Here is a 16,365-nt window from a genome sequence, read left to right as displayed (position 1 = left end):
CTGGTGTTTGACCAAATTTTTGCAACATGAAGATTACTGAAGTATCGATTAAGCGACCCACAATAGTGGTGGTAGTATTTACCATCCTCACCCTGCTGGGCGTGATGAGTTATAAATCGTTGAACTACGAGCTGTTGCCTAAGTTCAGCTCCCCCATCGTCACTATTTCTACCATTTATCCGGGAGCTTCTCCCAATGAAGTAGAGAGCAGTGTTACCAAGAAGATTGAAGACGCCGTAGCGTCCATGGAGAAGATCAAAAAGATCACTTCCAAATCGTCCGAAAGTTTGTCTGTTATTACCGTTGAGCTGAATAACGACGCCGATGTGGATATTGCCCTGCAGGATGCACAGCGGAAGGTAAATGCGATCCTGGCCGACCTGCCCGGTGATGCAAAGCCGCCATCGCTGAATAAATTTTCGCTGGATGACTTGCCAATCATGACGTTGTCTGCCACCGCCAAGATGGACGACAAACAATTTTATGACCTGGTAGATAAGAAGCTGCAACCTTTATTATCCCGTTTGCCGGGTGTAGCCCAGGTGTCGCTGATTGGCGGCCAGGAACGTGAAATACAGGTGAACGTAGATCCAAAGAAGCTGGAAGCATTCAATTTATCCATTATGCAGGTGCGCCAGCTGATTACCAATGCCAACCTGGATTTCCCTACCGGTAAGGTAAAAACGGCCAATGAACAGATCCTGATCCGTTTGGCAGGTAAATATAAAAACGTGGATCAGCTCCGCAACCTGGTGTTGAAAACAACGGCGGATGGTACACAGGTACGTCTTACAGACGTTGCTGATGTACAGGATGCACAGAAAGATGCGGATCGTATCGCCCGAGTGGATGGTGTAAGTGCTATTGCCTTACAGGTGCAGAAGCAAACGGATGCCAACGCGGTAACCGTGAGTGAGGAAATGAAGAAGTCTATTGCCCAGATAGAGAAAGATTATGCAGCTAATGATCTCAAAATATTGGTGGCCAATGATTCCTCCGACTTTACGCTGGAATCTGCCGATTCCGTAATACATGACCTTATCCTTGCGGTAGTGCTGGTGGCGGTGGTAATGTTATTGTTCCTGCATAGTGTGCGCAGCGCTTTGTTCGTAATGATCTCTATTCCAGCCTCGCTGATTGCCACGTTCATTGGTATGAAACTGATGGGATTCTCCCTCAATCTAATGTCATTATTAGGTTTGTCGCTGGTGGTAGGTATCCTTGTGGATGACGCCATTGTGGTACTGGAGAACATCTATCGTCATATGGAAATGGGTAAAAACCGTGTGCGTGCAGCATTTGAGGGTGTAAAAGAAATTGGTTTTACCGTTACCTCCATTACCCTGGTAATTGTGGTGGTATTTCTGCCTATCTCTTTAACGAATGAACTGGTATCAAAGATCTTGCGGGAGTTTTGCGTAGTGGTAATGATATCAACGATGTTAAGCTTACTGTCGTCCTTCATGATTGTACCGTTGCTATCTTCCCGCTTTGGTAAACTGGAGCATATTACCGGTAAAAATGTATTTGGGAAATTTATTCTTTGGTTTGAAGCACAGCTCACAAAGTTCACCAACTGGATGACAGGGTTGCTGAAGTGGGCGCTGGCGCATAAGGCCATTACGCTGATTGCAGCCATAGGCCTGTTATTCGCCTCTTTCATGTTGTTGGGCAAAGGCTATATTGGGGGTGAGTTTATCCCAAAAGGTGACCGTGGACAGTTTATTGTAATGCTGGAAATGCCGAAAGATGCGTCTGTGGCGCAAACAAACCTGGCCACCAGAACGGCGGAAAAATATTTGAATAAGAAACCAGAGATCACCCGTTTGATCACGACGGTGGGTCAAACCAGTGAAGATGGATTTGGTAACTCACAGTCTACTGCCTATAAATCAGAGATCACGGTGATGCTGGTGGATCCTGAAAAACGTGCGGATGCTTCAGATATCTATGCTGCAAAGATCAAGAAAGAACTGAAAAACATTCTACCTGGTGTTAAAGTAAAAACGACCGCGGTAAGTATTATGGGGACTGCCGAAAGGGCGCCGGTGGAGTTGATTGTGATGGGTACGGAGCTCGACAGTGTAATGAATTACGCGAAAAGGGCCATGGATACCCTTAAAACCATTAGTGGTGCTACAGAAGTAAAACTGTCGGTAGAAGACGGTAACCCTGAAATCAACGTACAGGTAGACCGTGATAAGATGGCTGCACTGGGGCTTACGCTCGACGGAGTGGGTGGAACTATGCAGACTGCCTTCAGCGGGACTGCCGATGATTCCAAGGTGAAATTCCGCCAGGGAGACTATGAATATGATATCAACATCCGTTTTGATGAGTTCAATAGAAAGAACCTGCAAGATGTTTCTAACATACAGTTTATTAATGATAAAGGTCAGCTCATCAAGTTATCGCAATTTGCTGCGGTAACAGAAGGTTCTGGTCCCAGCCACCTTGAAAGAAGGGATAAAAATACATCCGTATCTGTGCAGGCACAGGTAATGGGACGCCCTTCCGGTACGGTAACGCAGGAGTTTACTGACAAACTGGCAAAAATGGGTAAACCAACGGGCATCAGTTATGTATTTGGTGGAGATGCAGAAAACCAGGGAGATTCCTTTGGCACATTAGGAGCGGCATTGCTGATTTCTATTGTGCTGGTATACCTGATCATGGTGGCGCTGTACGATAACTATATATATCCTTTTGTGGTATTGTTCTCTATTCCGTTGGCGATTATCGGGGCCTTGCTGGCACTGGCGTTGACCAATAATACGCTGAACATCTTTACCATATTGGGTATTATTATGCTGATCGGTTTGGTGGCGAAGAATGCGATTATCCTGGTAGACTTTACCAACCAGATGAAAGAACAGGGCCAAAGTACCTATCAGGCACTGATACATGCCAATAATGCGCGATTACGTCCCATCCTGATGACGACGATCGCCATGGTAATCGGTATGTTACCGATAGCATTGGCAACAGGTGGTGTAGGCGCTATTAAAAATGGATTGGCCTGGGCTATCATCGGAGGGTTGATCAGCTCCATGTTCCTGACTCTGATTGTGGTACCGGTGGTATATATGGTGGTTGATAAGGTGATGGCTAAGTTTGGTATTGGCCGGTTGTCTGCCAAACGCTATATCAGGCAACGGATGGTAGCTTCTTACGAAGAAGTGCCTTTAGATGAAATTCATGTTAATTAAAGATATGTTACTAACAGTGTAACAGTTGTAGGTTTAGGTAATGGCCGGGATAATCATATCCCGGCTTTTTTTTCTTTGATATTAACAATAAGTTCTTTCGTTTCCACAAATGAGATGAAAATGCCGTGGAGTATTTTTGTGGCAAATAACATCTTATGAAGAAGTATTTTCCCGCTTTTCTCTTTTTATTTTCCCCTTTTATCTCCTATGCCCAGCAAAGTATTTCCGGCCTCTCTAATCCCGAAAGTGTGGTGGCGGCTAATGGTGGCTACTTCATATCGGATATAGGTTCAAAGCTGGATCCTGTGGCCAAAGATGGCGATGGCTTTATATCTTACATAGATAACAAGGGTAAATTATCCCTGAAATATTTTGATGATGCGCTTAATGCCCCCAAGGGGTTAGAGGTTATCAACAACGTGCTGTATGTAGCGGATATTGACCATGTGAAGGGCTACGATATATCTACCCGTAAAAAAGTATTTGACCTGAACCTGGAAGAGAAAGCCGCGCTGCTCAATGATCTGAGCCGCGTAGATGACAGCACCTTAGTCATAACAGATTCATTTAAAGACCAGGTGTTGTTGGTAAATATACATACCAGTGACTGGACCGTTCTAAAAGGAAATATTATAACGGCTAATGGCGTGCTGTATGATGCGCATAGCGACAATATTTATGTATGCTCTATGGGGCCTAACCTGGATGGTACAGGTAAAATTTTTGCCAAGAAGCTGCATGACGGAAATGCCGTCTTCGAGCCGGTAGAAGGTACGCCAACCGGGCTTTTTGATGGTATTGTACAGTTAGATGATCATCGTTTGTTGGTATCTGACTGGATCACGATTAAAGATCCGGCAAAAGGAAATTTTTACGTGTATGATATCAACAGTAAGAATTATACGAAAGTGGAATCCATGCGGTCGCCTGCAGATATTGCGTTAGATGCAAAACATCATACGCTGTTGGTTCCTCAATTACTGGATAATAAGTTGGTGCTAGTGCCGCTGAAAAAATTGGGTTTATAACATCCTATATATAGCAATGCCGCAGGCTTGGGCCAGGGGCCTGCGGCAGGCTCATTATTTCCTGGCCATCAGCAGCATATGTGAAACAGGGAAAGGGATAGGTAAAGGTACATCATTATTGCACGGGCGCATTAGTTGTACCTTTCCTTCCAACCTGTTTTTTACAATCCACTCATTTCTCCAGGTAGTGGAAAGGTTGTCTAACCGGAGCCCCGCTTCTTCCAGGGCTGATTTCCAGTCGTTATAATTCCAGAAACAGAAGGTTTCATGCATTTCGCTGAGCCAGTTGTCGTGGTAGTCTTTTTTAAATAAGAACTCACAGGCGTTTTGCATCGACAGCTGGGCGTAAGTTTTCCCGGCTATGCTTACCCATTCGTGTGGTAGTTGAAATCCTTCGTGGTGGCGAAAGTCCTTTGCAAATTGTTTGAACAGCGCCATGGTAGAAAGTTTTCCCAGCCAGGCCGCCAGCCCTTGTGTAGAAGGTTTTTCGGGTATGGGTAGGTCGTTTTCCCCATCTTCATTATTTAACCAGAGTAAGATAGTTTCATCTTTGTTTTCCGGTCCTACTACGTCGCGGTTAATCCATACACCGCCGGGTACTAGTTCGTTATAACGATTACGTATAAACGCAATCAAGTCTTCCCTGCTGCCATAAGATTCTATTTCATGTGTGAGAGAAGAGGTGTGAATGGTATTCATACTACCGGCTTCAAACACGAGGCTGGTGACGGCATTTTTTTGGGAGAAGAATACCGAAGGGTTGGCAAATTCGCCGTTATGTTTCCGTTGCAGACAAATATCGTAGAGGTGGCGGGATACTTCAATGCCGTAGAAGTCGCACTCATGGAGGCGATCGTCTTCGCAGGCTATTTTTATCCACGAGCCTGCCGCGCAGCCTATATCGCCGATATTACCGGGTTGTATATATGGTGCGGTTTCGCGGTATTTCTGTGCTGCGATGTCGTCCATTTGCTTTACGTATACGTTGTAGTCGCGGGTGGCAGTAAGATCACCGTCCGCGCCGATGATAGGGTCTTTAAGGATATGTTGCACCTTCTCTCCTACGCCATATAGCGACCATATTTTAAACGATGCCGGGTGCATCTGGTCGAGGATGGTTTTATTTTTTCGCCAGTCGCCTGCTTGTGCAATGAGCTTTACTACATCCCAGGGCATGGGTTGTGTAAATTGGTTGCTGACAGGGTCCCATTCCGCGGGTAATACCCGGAATCCGTGCTGGAGGTACATTTCCTTTACGCCGGTGGAGCAAATAACAACGGTGTTTTCTGGAGTGAGCGCATGTACGCCTTCGCTGGAGTGACGAATGGTTTTGATGGTATATTCCGGGAAGTCGTTGATAACACCTACATCGTCAATACCATATACGAAGGCCGGTACATCCAATGAATTGGAGAATTCCTGTATGATCATGGCCCGGAGGTAGAATGGAACGGGGTTCCGTTTAGTGCCCAGGTGATTGGCCGAGGTAACGGCAAAGATTACTCCCTGTATATTTTGGGGCACTAACGGCGTGCCATATACGTCTTTTTCGCCATCTAGCTCGCATTTTATAAGGCGGTTTAAATATTTGAATTGAAAGTCAGTCAGCAGGTGATGACGGCCGGGTATGAGTAAATACATGCCATGAAATTAAGAAATCTTAGTAAAGAAAAAAGGTTGTATCGTTTTGATGATACAACCCGCTGAGGTAAACATTTTCTGGAGGAAATAAGGATATTTTTATAAAGTGGCAGCCTGGCGTACCTCGTTGAAGGTGTAGGTATGCACCACCTCCCCGTTTTCAAACACTGTTTGCAGCAGATTGGTTGCCTGGGTGGTGTCGGCTACCGTTTTAAATTCGTTGTTTTCTTTTATCAGGGCCAGTTTACCGGCTTTTGACTTTTTAAAAGAGGTACGGAGTTGACCGTTGGCATCCATTTCTACCGGCATTTTCTGTACATCAATGGGCTGGCCATTTACCACGGCATAGGCGCATTTGAGTGCAAATTCCTGGGTGTCGCGGTTTACCCGTTGGAGTAAGGCGCCGCCCATGCCCAGCACCAGGTTTTCGGCGCTGATACCGGCTTTTTTCAGGGCTTCGAATATACCGGGGATGGAAGAATAGCTGATGCCATCGCCTTGTATGACCCTTACCTGTGGGGGTAATACTTTAAAACCTTTTTCATTGGTGGTATAGCCAAATTTATCCATGAGGATAGAGAATATGCGGAGCAGCGTTTGCACCGGATCGCCGCTATCGGGACGAATCACCAGGGTGCCGTCTCTTTTAAGAATTTTTTCTCTCAACTCAGTACCCCAGTACTCTTCGCAGGCGCGGAAAATATTGTAAGAATCAGACACGCAGGCAATGGTGCCGGTAGGATAGGTATCAAGAATGTGTTTGAAGATGTCCAGTTCTCCTTTTTCACCCAGCAGGGTTACTACAGAGTGCTCTGTTGCGGGGATAGAGAGTCCGGGTGCGGTAGGTGCATTGTAGTATCTTTTGGCAAACAGCGAACCCGGGATGGTGTCGCTACCGGAAAAGCTGACCAGGTGGGCGCTTCCGCCGATACCGGCACTCTCTACGGAGCTGGCGCCCCGGAATCCGAAGTCGTTCAGTACGAAGTCGATGCCTGCGTAAGCTTCTGCGCTGGCGGTTTCATCGTAATATTTTTTTACTATTTTCTTAATTTCTCTTGATACAGAGGCTACGGTACATGGGTACCATACCTGCATGAGCAGTGTTTCGAGGAAGTTGGTAAGCCAGAAGCATTCCGGGTCGGTGTTTTCGATGGTCATCAGCACATTCCGCACAGGTACCACGGTGCCTTCGGGTACAGCTTTGATACGGATAGGCAGTTTGCCGCCATGTTTTTCGATAATATATTCAAAGCGACTGCGGTCAAATATGTCTTTACGTCCGAATACCTCTGTGAGCATGGTTTCGGCTTCGTCCAGCTTTTCTTTGGTAAATACGACACCTGCCAGGTATTCTTTCAGGAAATATTGGAGTCCGTAGAACACGGTTTCTTCAAATTTGCCACCGCGACTTTCCAGGTAAGAATAGATGTACTCGGTACCAGGGATATATAATTTGTGGTGTGAGTATTTATAAGCATCGGCGAGGAGAATGAGGTTTTCCTTTGTCATATCTCAATATTTTAGTCTTAGTTAGTAAGTATATTTTTCAGTGAGTTTAGCCATCAGCGGAAGATGTGTATCTACAATTTCATTCCGGCTGATCATGCCTGGTATATCCTTTACCGTTACCCATTTTACTTCTTCGAGATCGTCGTTGGCGGCGGGATCTCCGAATACCAGGTCAGTGCTGAAGAGAGTCGTAATAATTTTGTTTACTTCCGTGCGATAGCGCCAGTCGTTAACCCGTAAGGAGGCTACATATTCCATCGGGCCTATTTCCAAAGCGCCGCATTCTTCCTGCAATTCCCTGGCAGCGGCCAGTTCGAAACTGTCGTCGGTTGGATCGGAAAACCCGCCCGGGAGACGCCATTCGGCTTCATTTGGTTTGCGGCCCAGCAGCAACTGTGTTTTGTTATTTTTATATAATGCGATATCTACAGTAGCATATACGGATGGAAACAGGTTATAGGTATTATAGATAATGCCGGCACGGAATTCTTCCGTATCAAATACTTTATCTGATATGGCTTCCCGCATGGCGGTAGCATTATAATCTTTTACGGGTGGCAGTGCCGTGGTGGTATAGCGACCGGAGTATGTGCTCATGAAGCTATCGCGGCTGCCGTATAATAAAAAGGTTTCATGGGGAAAATTGTTGTGAAGCAGTTCATCCAGTTTCTGCGACCATACGGTGTCGCTTTTCTGATCGCTCAGGGGTAATACAATGATTTCAGGAAACGCCTGTTTGATCATCCGCTCGCGGGTGTAGTAGTCGAGCGGATTTTTACGGCTGCCTCTCACCGGACTAACGCCAAGGATGATAAGGACGCGGTTATGTTTTTGTTTAACCTGCCGGATCAGCTCCAGGTGGCCTTCATGGAGGGAAGGTGTTTGAAAGCGGGCGATGATCACTCCTGTGGGTTTTGTATTTTGCATGTCCAGTCTATTTTGTGTAATTGTTACACAAATATAGAAAGGAGATTTGAATCGGCAAAATATTTTTTGTAAAAAGTACACAAAATAAAAATGCCATATTAAAATGATAATATATTATGAGTATGTCGTTAAAATATTACCAGTAATATTGGCCGTAACCTATCTACTAAAAGGTAGGAAAAGAACTGTTGCTTTCTTCAGCATTTGTAATGATGGCCTTTGGATACGGGAGCAGGATTTTGTATCCAAAGAGTGCATTCAAGAAATTTCGTAGAGGAATTGTGAGTCACCCTAAAAGGCATTTGGAGTATTATCCTGCCATGAAAATTGGGCGATTAGGCGTATCTAACCAGGTACAGAAAGGAGGTGTTATAAAGGAGATCATCGACTGGATTATTGGCCTGGCTGTTAAGTATAATGATGAATGCGCCTGTGAGCCGATAACGGTTGAGGCCTATGCCAATCATGTTTTAGTCAGCTCTATTCTTCACTCAGATTTTTTTAACTAAAGCAAATCTATATCTCAAACGTCATCCCTTCTTTCTTCAGCTTAAAATACCTCGCCTCATCGAAACTGAACAAATTTGCGGGCCTCCCCTGCGATACTTGTTTTTGTTTTTCGTTATGGGCAATCAATATCCCCAGGTGGTTTATTTTTTTCTGGAAGTTGCGACGGTCTATAGGCCGGTCCAGCAGGGTTTCGTAGAGCTTTTCCAGGTCGGCGATGGGAAACTTTTTATCCAGCAGTTCGAAGCCGATGGGCTCGTAGCGGATTTTATTGCGGAGGCGTTGTACTGCCACATCGATAATGGTTGCGTGATCGAATGCCAGGGATGGTAAATCTTTAATATTGAACCAACTGGCATCTTCGGCATCGGAGCTGGCTGCCAGCTTAAAGTTAGTTGGATTTACCAGGCCGAAGTAGGCTACGGACACTACCCTACCCCTTGGGTCGCGGCCGGGAAGCCCAAAGCTGTACAACTGTTCGAGGTAGTTGATATTTACGCCGGCTTCTGTAAGCAGCTCGCGGGTAACAGCTTCTTCGAGCGATTCGTTATCGAGTACGAAGCCGCCGGGCAGGGCCCAGCTATGCAGATAGGGCTGGATGGTGCGCTTAATGAGCAGGACCACTATCCCTTCTTTGGGAATATATCCAAATACAACCGCATCTACGGTCAGTCTGATGTTTTGTATAATGGGCAAACCTTTCTGATTATTTTGCTTGTATATATTGTTCTATCTGGGCAGTGCCTTTGTGCAAATTTACGAACAAAGGATTTTTTACCGGGTCAAAAACGATAATAGTACTTTGTTCCCAGATATCTTGTGGTGTGGGAAGCTCAATGATTACTTCCTGACCGTTCTGACGATGGAAGAGCAGGCTGTCTTTCCCGGCCATATGAGCCTTGAATTGGTGTTGGTCCAGGTAGTCGGTCAGCTGTTTACGAAGTTGCAGTACGGAGTCGGTCAGAGCGCCGGGAGCGGGTTTAAATTCGCGGTATACGTAACATTTTTCGTTGATAACGTCGTAAGCTGACCGGTCGGTACTTTGTTCCTTGTTGCGGGTGCTGTTACAGGCAAACAGGACTAGGGCCATCGTGAGGAGTGATAATATCTTTTTCATGAGTGCATAAGTTTAATGTTCGTAACAATCATAGTTACGCTGACGGTAAATTTTTCCATCGCGGAATTCTATGATGGTGCAAATAAATGCTTTCATCACCTGGCCTCGGCGGAACTGTCCGGCATCTACGCCTATTTCACCGGTCCATTTGGCTTCTACTACCAGGGTATTCCCTGATTCTACCACTTTCAGCACGCTGAAGTGCTGGGTTTTCAAAATTATTTTATTGGTGGCCATGCTTTCCAGCATGATCTCAAAATTGCGTTGTTTGATCTCATTCGAGAGCTGGTTTGGATATTCAGTCTGAATGATGTTCGGATGAAAAATCCTGGCAAATTCAACGGGATCTGCTGAAAAAGTTTCCAACAGCTGGAAATACCGGTATATAAGCGCCAGTTTCTCTTCCATTTAAAGGGATAAATTGAAATATTACGAATAGCGTATTTATGCGAAAATATACATTTCGCACCTATATGTAACTCTCAAATTTTGAGTGGTTCGTAATTATAGGGTGATTATTGGGCGCTGGTAAAGGCCAGCTTGTCTTTATTGTTCGTTTTATCGATGATGTTATACACCAGTTTAAGGACGTTGAGAGTACCGGTATAATTTATCTTGTCGTCGCTGGTCGTCGTTCCGGTATAGAAGTAAAGTACTGGTATATTTTTTTTGTAGAAAGATGCATGATCGGAGTTGCCGGCCAGGGTGGAATCGTAGGCCAGTGGCAACTCTTTGTTGGTGGCGGCTTCCTGCAGGATGGCGGCCCATCCGGGCGAGGTGCCCGTCCCGCCTATCTGTAAAGCCTTACCGGGGTTGAGCTGCCCGATACCGTCCATGTTAATCATATAGTTTACCTGGGCCAGGTTTACGGTACTATGAGAGGCGAAGTATTTAGACCCATATAGGCCTTGTTCCTTTCCGGAAAAGGCGATGATCACATAGTTATTATTATGAAGACGGGAGCCTGCCAGCAACCGGGCTAATTCCAGTAAGGCGGCCGTTCCGCTTACATTATCATCTGATCTGGCGGTACTTTCCCAGCCGGGAAAATCGTAGTGGGCTCCTACGATGATGGTATGGGGGGCTTTGTTGTCCACATAGCCGATTACGTTAGTACCGGTACGTTTGATGGCTTTAAATGCAATCTGCATATTTACCTGGAAGCTGTTGGCATCGTCGGCGCCCAGCTTTTTGCTGATTTCCCTGCCAACCCATACGGCCGGAATGCCGGTAGTGGCGGGATGTTGATCGAGCCATTGCTGTACTTCGGCAATAGATTCTTTCCCGTTAAAAAATATTACGCCGGTGGCGCCCGATTTTTCAGCGACCTGCGTTTGTTGCAGGTACTGTTCCAGTGGTGTTTTCCTGCTATCGGTATCCATTTCTGCCACGTTGATAAACCAGATATTGTCTGGTTCATTTACGCTGGGCATTACTTCTCCTTTGGCCGATTTTTCTGCACTGAAAGGCAGGGGGAGATATTGTTGGCCGGCTGCCAGTTTATCTCCGTTGATGGTCAGGTGGCAGGTGGTAGCGGGTTCCTTGCTTTCTTTGACGGTAAATTGCTGTAAAAAGCCATCCTCCCCTTTGGGGCTTAGACCAATTTGTTTCATCTGAGCGGAAATATACGCGGCGGCCAGTTGCTCGCCGGGAGCGCCTGTACTGCGGCCTTCCAGCTTATTGCTGCTCAGGTAATTAATATGTAGTTGTAGGTTACCAAGGGTTTTTCTGTCCTCTTTTCTCTGGGCATAAACATGGATGGTAACAACTACCAGTGGTAACAGCCAGGTGATCTTTTTCACAGCAATCTGATTTGGGTGTTGGGGCAAAATTACGAATTACCGTGGTTGAATGGCCAAATCTGCCAGAAGATCTTTTGACTATATCATTGTATTTTAAGTATTTATAATACATTGCTTTCGTCTGAAAACCGTCATTCGCCAAATGGGGTGTAAGGTTGGTAATTCTCAAAATGCTATTTTTGCCCCGTTTTAAAAACAAAGTATGAAAAACACGCCTTTTACTGAGAAACACATTGCGCTAGGCGCCAAGATGGCCGCCTTTGCGGGTTACAACATGCCTATTTCCTACACTGGTATTAACGACGAGCACCAGGCGGTACGTACAAACGCCGGTGTGTTCGATGTGAGCCACATGGGCGAATTTATTTTAAAGGGCGAACATGCACTGGACCTGATCCAGCGCGTTACCAGCAACGATGCCTCCAAACTCACTGCCGGTAAGGCGCAGTATAGCTGCCTGCCCAACAATGAGGGCGGCATCGTAGACGATCTCCTGGTATATTGCATTGAAGAAAACAAAGTATATATGTTGGTGGTAAACGCCAGCAATATTGAAAAAGACTGGAACTGGATCAGCCAGTTCAATACCAACAACGTGGAAATGCACAACATTTCCGACAAAACCTGCCTGCTGGCTATCCAGGGACCTAATGCCACCAGCATGCTCCAGCCACTTACCGACGTGGACCTGGTAAATATGAAATATTACACTTTCGCCAAAGGCACTTTTGCCGGCGTACCTAATGTGGTGATCAGTGCAACAGGCTATACTGGCGCCGGTGGTATCGAAATTTATTTTGAAGATACCGATGGTGCAGCAGATAAGGTATGGGACGCTATTTTTGCCACAGGTGGCCCTAAAGGACTGAAACCTATCGGTTTAGGCGCTCGCGATACCCTCCGCCTGGAAATGGGCTTCTGCCTTTATGGTAATGATATTGACGACACAACTTCCCCTATGGAAGCAGGTTTGGGCTGGATCACCAAATTCACCAAGCCATTCACTTCCAGCGAAATATTTGCAAAGCAAAAGGCTGAAGGCGTTACCAAAAAACTGGTTGGTTTTGAAATGGTAGATAAGGGTATTCCCCGCCACGATTACGAAATCAAGGATGCAGCCGGTAATGTAATTGGCCGCGTAACCTCTGGTACACAGTCTCCTTCTATGCAGAAAGCCATCGGTTTGGGCTATGTAAATACGCCATTTGCAGCACAGGATACTGAAATATTTATTGCGGTAAGGGACAAGGCCCTGAAAGCAAAAGTGGTAAAAGTACCTTTCCTGAGCTAGGAATAGTAGGAATAGCCGGCTAAAAGTTGTTAATTTCGGTGCCTGAAAGTTTTCGGAGCACCGAAATTTTTATATTTACTACCATATCTATGCCTACTATCCATTTAACTACCGTTATCCATGCTCCGCTGGAGCGGGTCTTTGACCTGAGCAGGAGTATTACGCTGCACAAGAAAAGCATGTCGCACCGGCAGGAGGAAGCGATTAAAGGTCGCACCAACGGTCTGATTGCTTATAACGAAACCGTGACCTGGCGGGCCAAGCACCTTGGGAAGATGAGGGAGTTGACCACCAAAATCACTGCAATGCGACAGCATGAGTTTTTCAGTGATGAAATGACCGATGGCGACTTTACCCATATGAGCCATGAGCATCATTTTAAGGAAATCGGCAACGGTACCGTGATGATCGATATCATGGATTTTGGTACGCCTTATGGCTGGTTTGGAAGAGTATTTGAAAAGATTTATCTGCAAAAATATATGACCAAGCTACTGCAGGAGCGAAATAATACTATTAAGGAGTTTGCCGAAAGCGAGAAGTGGCGGGTGATCCTTGATTAAAGTTAAAAGCATTTGAATGACAGAAAGCAATAAACCCAGCCTGGAAGTATGTTTATCCCCGGCATTGTTACACTTATTTGATGTGAAAAGCAGCATAGTCGTTATTATCGATGTGTTGCGAGCTACTTCTACCATCTGTACAGCCTTGTACAATGGCGCCGCCCGGGTAATCCCGGTAGCCAGCGTGGAAGAATGTGTGAATATTGGTCGCGCTATTGATGGCATTACTGCTGGTGAAAGAGATGGTAAAATAGCTGAAGGGCTGGTACACGGCAACTCTCCTTTCGAGTATCCGCGCGGGTTTATAGAAAATAAAACCCTGGTACTCACTACTACCAACGGTACCAAGCTATTGCATATGGCCAAAGATGCGGTGCAGATCATTACCGGATCTTTCCCCAATATCAGCGCGGTATGCGAGTACCTGGTGGCGCAAAAACAAAATGTTATCCTGGGGTGTGCCGCCTGGAAAGACCGTGTCAATATGGAAGATACCCTCTTTGCCGGGGCCGTGGTGAACCGTATTAAGGCACATTTTGACGTTAACTGCGATTCCGCCATTGCCGCCGAAGCCCTCTATATTTCCGCCAAAGACGATATTTATACCTTTATGAAACAGGCCTCCCACTACCAGCGACTAGCGAAGTACGGGCTGGAAAAAGATATACATTACTGCCTCACGCCAGATGGCGCCAATGTGCTGCCGTTGTTTAGGGATGGGGAACTGATTGCAGGATAAGCAAAACGCTTGAGGGCTCAAGCCAAAAGCTATTGAAGCGAATGAATAATTTGCTTCAATGGCTTTTTTTTATCGGTCTTGCTCCTGCTCCCGGAATTGCTGGGGGGCGATACCCATATTTTTCTTAAAGAACCGGTTGAAATAGGCCGGATCATCAAAGCCAAGCAGGTAGGCAATTTCCTTTATACTGAGGTTGTCAAGGAACAGCAGGCGTTTTGCTTCCAGCAGTATTCTTTCTTTAATCATGGCGCCGGCATTTTTGCCGGTAAGTTTTTGTGTGAGGGCATTGAGCTGTCGCGGACTGATATGCATTGCGTTGGCATAATCCTGTACTTCATGCTGCTCGTGGAAATGTTGGTGTAATAGGTGTTTAAATGCCAACAGCTGCGATTGTTGGAGGCCCGGTTGCAGATGTACTTCCTGGAACCGTTGCCGGCGAATGCGGAGTATTTCCATGAGTATCACCCGGATATAGGAAAACAGGATATCACCGGTGCCATTGCCGGCGTTGTCGTATTCCTGCAGGGTGAGCGTGAGCAAAGCATTCAGCCGTACATATTCTTCCGGTTGCAGGGCAATAACCGGATAGCCCTGCAGGTTGTCGAACAGGAAATGGGCATACAGCTGTTTATCGGGATCATTGCCACTGCTAAAGAAGGGGGCGTTGAATTTGAGCGTAAAGCCCTTACTGCCTCTATCACGTACCAACAGATGTACCTGTTCGGGCGACAACATAAATACCACGGGGCCTTTGAAGGGGAAAGGCGTAAAATCGATATACTGAATACCTTCTCCCTCCGCCAGGAGTGATATTTCGTAATAGTCGTGGCGATGCGGATATTGCCGTTCCATTATTTTTCCTTCATCATTGATAGCTGCCACCAGCACCTCTTTCAGCTGGGTGGGGATATTGACAGTAACGCCATCAGTGATATGGTGGGATGGAATATGTTTTCGCTGCATGTCTAAAAGTACAAGTAATTGTCGGGTATGTCTATTGAGCCAGCTACGGGCTAGCGGTAGTTTTGCAGGTAAAAATAAGCATTATGTCAACAGATAACACGAGAAGGATCTGGATAAAACAGAGTGCCCTGGCCTTGATGGGAATGCCTGCTTTATTTAAAAATAGCTATATTCTACCAGCAAAAGTGAATGATATGACACATTATCTATGCAGTACCTGTGGGGTACAATATGAAGCCAGTAAGGAGGCGCCGGCGCACTGCCCGATTTGTGAAGATGAACGGCAATATGTGCATCCGGGAGGGCAAAGCTGGACAACCCTTGAGCAAGTGCAGAAAACGCATAAAAACATTATAGAACTGGTGGCGCCAAATCTGTACGCCATTTATACCACACCTGATTTTGCTATTGGCCAGCGGGCGCACCTGCTGGTTACGCCGGAAGGCAATATCTTATGGGATTGTATTGCTAACCTCGACGCCTCTACGATAGATATTATTCAGCGATTAGGCGGTATCCGCGCGATAGCTATTTCCCATCCGCATTATTTTTCCACGATCGTGGAGTGGAGTCATGCCTTTGGAAACGTGCCGGTATATGTGCATGCCTTGGATGCTGAATGGCTACAGCGCCGTGATGAGGTGATTAAGTTCTGGTCGGGCCCTGAACTGGCATTATGGGCGGGTATGAAACTAGTGTTGTGTGGCGGACATTTTGCCGGCGGCAATGTGTTGTATGCGCCGGCGGGTAACGGGTTGTTGCTGGTAGGCGACATTATCCAGGTGTCGTCCGACCGGAAAACGGTATCGGTGATGTACAGTTATCCCAATAATATTCCCTTGTCGGCCCGGGAAATCAATACACTGCATGCCGCAGTAAAGCCGCTGGAATACGATGCCATGTATGGAGCTTTTGGAAGATATATCAAAACAGGCGCAGTTGCGGCAGTAGATTTTTCATTGGAACGATATCTAAGACATATTCGTTGACCTATTTTAACCGCTTGATAAACAAGCATCTATATTTATAAAAAAAGATGTTGGAAAATAGCTGCTTCCCGGCCATGGTA

Annotated in this window: 15 protein-coding genes; 7 read left to right on the top strand and 8 right to left on the bottom strand. The window is 46.1% G+C overall.

Annotation, left to right across the window (positions count from 1 at the left end; genetic code table 11):
* The first annotated feature begins 26 nt into the window (after positions 1-26).
* Both HGH90_RS19145 and HGH90_RS19140 read left to right on the top strand, forming a co-directional pair.
* A complete protein-coding gene (locus HGH90_RS19145) occupies positions 27-3,209 on the top strand; it encodes an efflux RND transporter permease subunit (RefSeq protein WP_169191718.1) in 3,183 nt (1,060 codons plus the stop codon).
* A gap of 155 nt (positions 3,210-3,364) precedes the next feature.
* Complete coding sequence (locus tag HGH90_RS19140) at positions 3,365-4,237, top strand: hypothetical protein (protein WP_168764857.1); 873 nt, start codon at positions 3,365-3,367, stop codon at positions 4,235-4,237.
* A 54-nt stretch (positions 4,238-4,291) separates the two neighbouring features.
* Here HGH90_RS19140 and HGH90_RS19135 read toward each other — a convergent pair whose 3' ends face one another.
* The 3 genes from HGH90_RS19135 to HGH90_RS19125 all read right to left on the bottom strand — a co-directional run bounded on the left by HGH90_RS19135 (position 4,292) and on the right by HGH90_RS19125 (position 8,314).
* Positions 4,292-5,878, bottom strand: a complete 1,587-nt coding sequence (locus HGH90_RS19135) for a transferase (RefSeq protein ID WP_168764856.1) — start codon at positions 5,876-5,878, stop codon at positions 4,292-4,294.
* Positions 5,879-5,977: 99 nt separating this feature from the next.
* On the bottom strand, positions 5,978-7,387 hold the full coding sequence (locus HGH90_RS19130) for a nicotinate phosphoribosyltransferase (protein WP_168764855.1): 1,410 nt from the start codon (positions 7,385-7,387) through the stop codon (positions 5,978-5,980).
* A gap of 21 nt (positions 7,388-7,408) precedes the next feature.
* Positions 7,409-8,314: an NUDIX domain-containing protein gene (locus HGH90_RS19125; protein ID WP_169191717.1), complete on the bottom strand. Its 906-nt coding sequence runs from the start codon at positions 8,312-8,314 to the stop codon at positions 7,409-7,411.
* Between the two features lie 320 nt (positions 8,315-8,634).
* Here HGH90_RS19125 and HGH90_RS19120 point away from each other — a divergent pair, with 320 nt between their 5' ends.
* Positions 8,635-8,823 carry a hypothetical protein gene (locus tag HGH90_RS19120; RefSeq protein ID WP_168764853.1) on the top strand — a complete coding sequence of 63 codons (189 nt, stop codon included), beginning with the start codon at positions 8,635-8,637 and terminating at the stop codon, positions 8,821-8,823.
* Positions 8,824-8,830: 7 nt separating this feature from the next.
* Here the strand turns inward: HGH90_RS19120 and HGH90_RS19115 are convergent, their stop codons facing one another.
* The 4 genes from HGH90_RS19115 to HGH90_RS32140 all read right to left on the bottom strand — a co-directional run bounded on the left by HGH90_RS19115 (position 8,831) and on the right by HGH90_RS32140 (position 11,740).
* Positions 8,831-9,517, bottom strand: coding sequence for an NUDIX hydrolase (locus HGH90_RS19115; protein ID WP_145662415.1), 687 nt, complete (start codon positions 9,515-9,517; stop codon positions 8,831-8,833).
* A 10-nt stretch (positions 9,518-9,527) separates the two neighbouring features.
* On the bottom strand, positions 9,528-9,938 hold the full coding sequence (locus HGH90_RS19110; RefSeq protein WP_168764852.1) for a hypothetical protein: 411 nt from the start codon (positions 9,936-9,938) through the stop codon (positions 9,528-9,530).
* Positions 9,939-9,950: 12 nt separating this feature from the next.
* Entirely contained in the window at positions 9,951-10,346 is a 396-nt protein-coding gene (locus tag HGH90_RS19105) for a nuclear transport factor 2 family protein (RefSeq protein ID WP_168764851.1), read from the bottom strand.
* Between the two features lie 107 nt (positions 10,347-10,453).
* Positions 10,454-11,740, bottom strand: a complete 1,287-nt coding sequence (locus HGH90_RS32140; RefSeq protein ID WP_168764850.1) for a M28 family peptidase — start codon at positions 11,738-11,740, stop codon at positions 10,454-10,456.
* Positions 11,741-11,942: 202 nt separating this feature from the next.
* Here HGH90_RS32140 and gcvT point away from each other — a divergent pair, with 202 nt between their 5' ends.
* The 3 genes from gcvT to HGH90_RS19085 all read left to right on the top strand — a co-directional run bounded on the left by gcvT (position 11,943) and on the right by HGH90_RS19085 (position 14,333).
* Positions 11,943-13,031: a glycine cleavage system aminomethyltransferase GcvT gene (gene gcvT, locus HGH90_RS19095; RefSeq protein ID WP_169191716.1), complete on the top strand. Its 1,089-nt coding sequence runs from the start codon at positions 11,943-11,945 to the stop codon at positions 13,029-13,031.
* Between the two features lie 89 nt (positions 13,032-13,120).
* Positions 13,121-13,594, top strand: a complete 474-nt coding sequence (locus HGH90_RS19090; protein ID WP_145662430.1) for an SRPBCC family protein — start codon at positions 13,121-13,123, stop codon at positions 13,592-13,594.
* A 16-nt stretch (positions 13,595-13,610) separates the two neighbouring features.
* Positions 13,611-14,333 (top strand): 2-phosphosulfolactate phosphatase, encoded by a 723-nt coding sequence (locus HGH90_RS19085; RefSeq protein WP_168764848.1) that lies wholly within the window; start codon positions 13,611-13,613, stop codon positions 14,331-14,333.
* Positions 14,334-14,402: 69 nt separating this feature from the next.
* Here the strand turns inward: HGH90_RS19085 and HGH90_RS19080 are convergent, their stop codons facing one another.
* A complete protein-coding gene (locus HGH90_RS19080) occupies positions 14,403-15,296 on the bottom strand; it encodes a helix-turn-helix domain-containing protein (RefSeq protein WP_168764847.1) in 894 nt (297 codons plus the stop codon).
* Positions 15,297-15,379: 83 nt separating this feature from the next.
* Here HGH90_RS19080 and HGH90_RS19075 point away from each other — a divergent pair, with 83 nt between their 5' ends.
* Positions 15,380-16,285 carry an MBL fold metallo-hydrolase gene (locus HGH90_RS19075; RefSeq protein ID WP_248277036.1) on the top strand — a complete coding sequence of 302 codons (906 nt, stop codon included), beginning with the start codon at positions 15,380-15,382 and terminating at the stop codon, positions 16,283-16,285.
* Positions 16,286-16,365: the final 80 nt, after the last annotated feature.

Origin of the sequence: Chitinophaga sp. Ak27, assembly GCF_012726295.1 — a bacterium.
Lineage (GTDB): Bacteria > Bacteroidota > Bacteroidia > Chitinophagales > Chitinophagaceae > Chitinophaga.
Note: the sequence above shows the minus strand (reverse complement) of the source record. Positions and strands in the feature narration are given on the sequence as shown.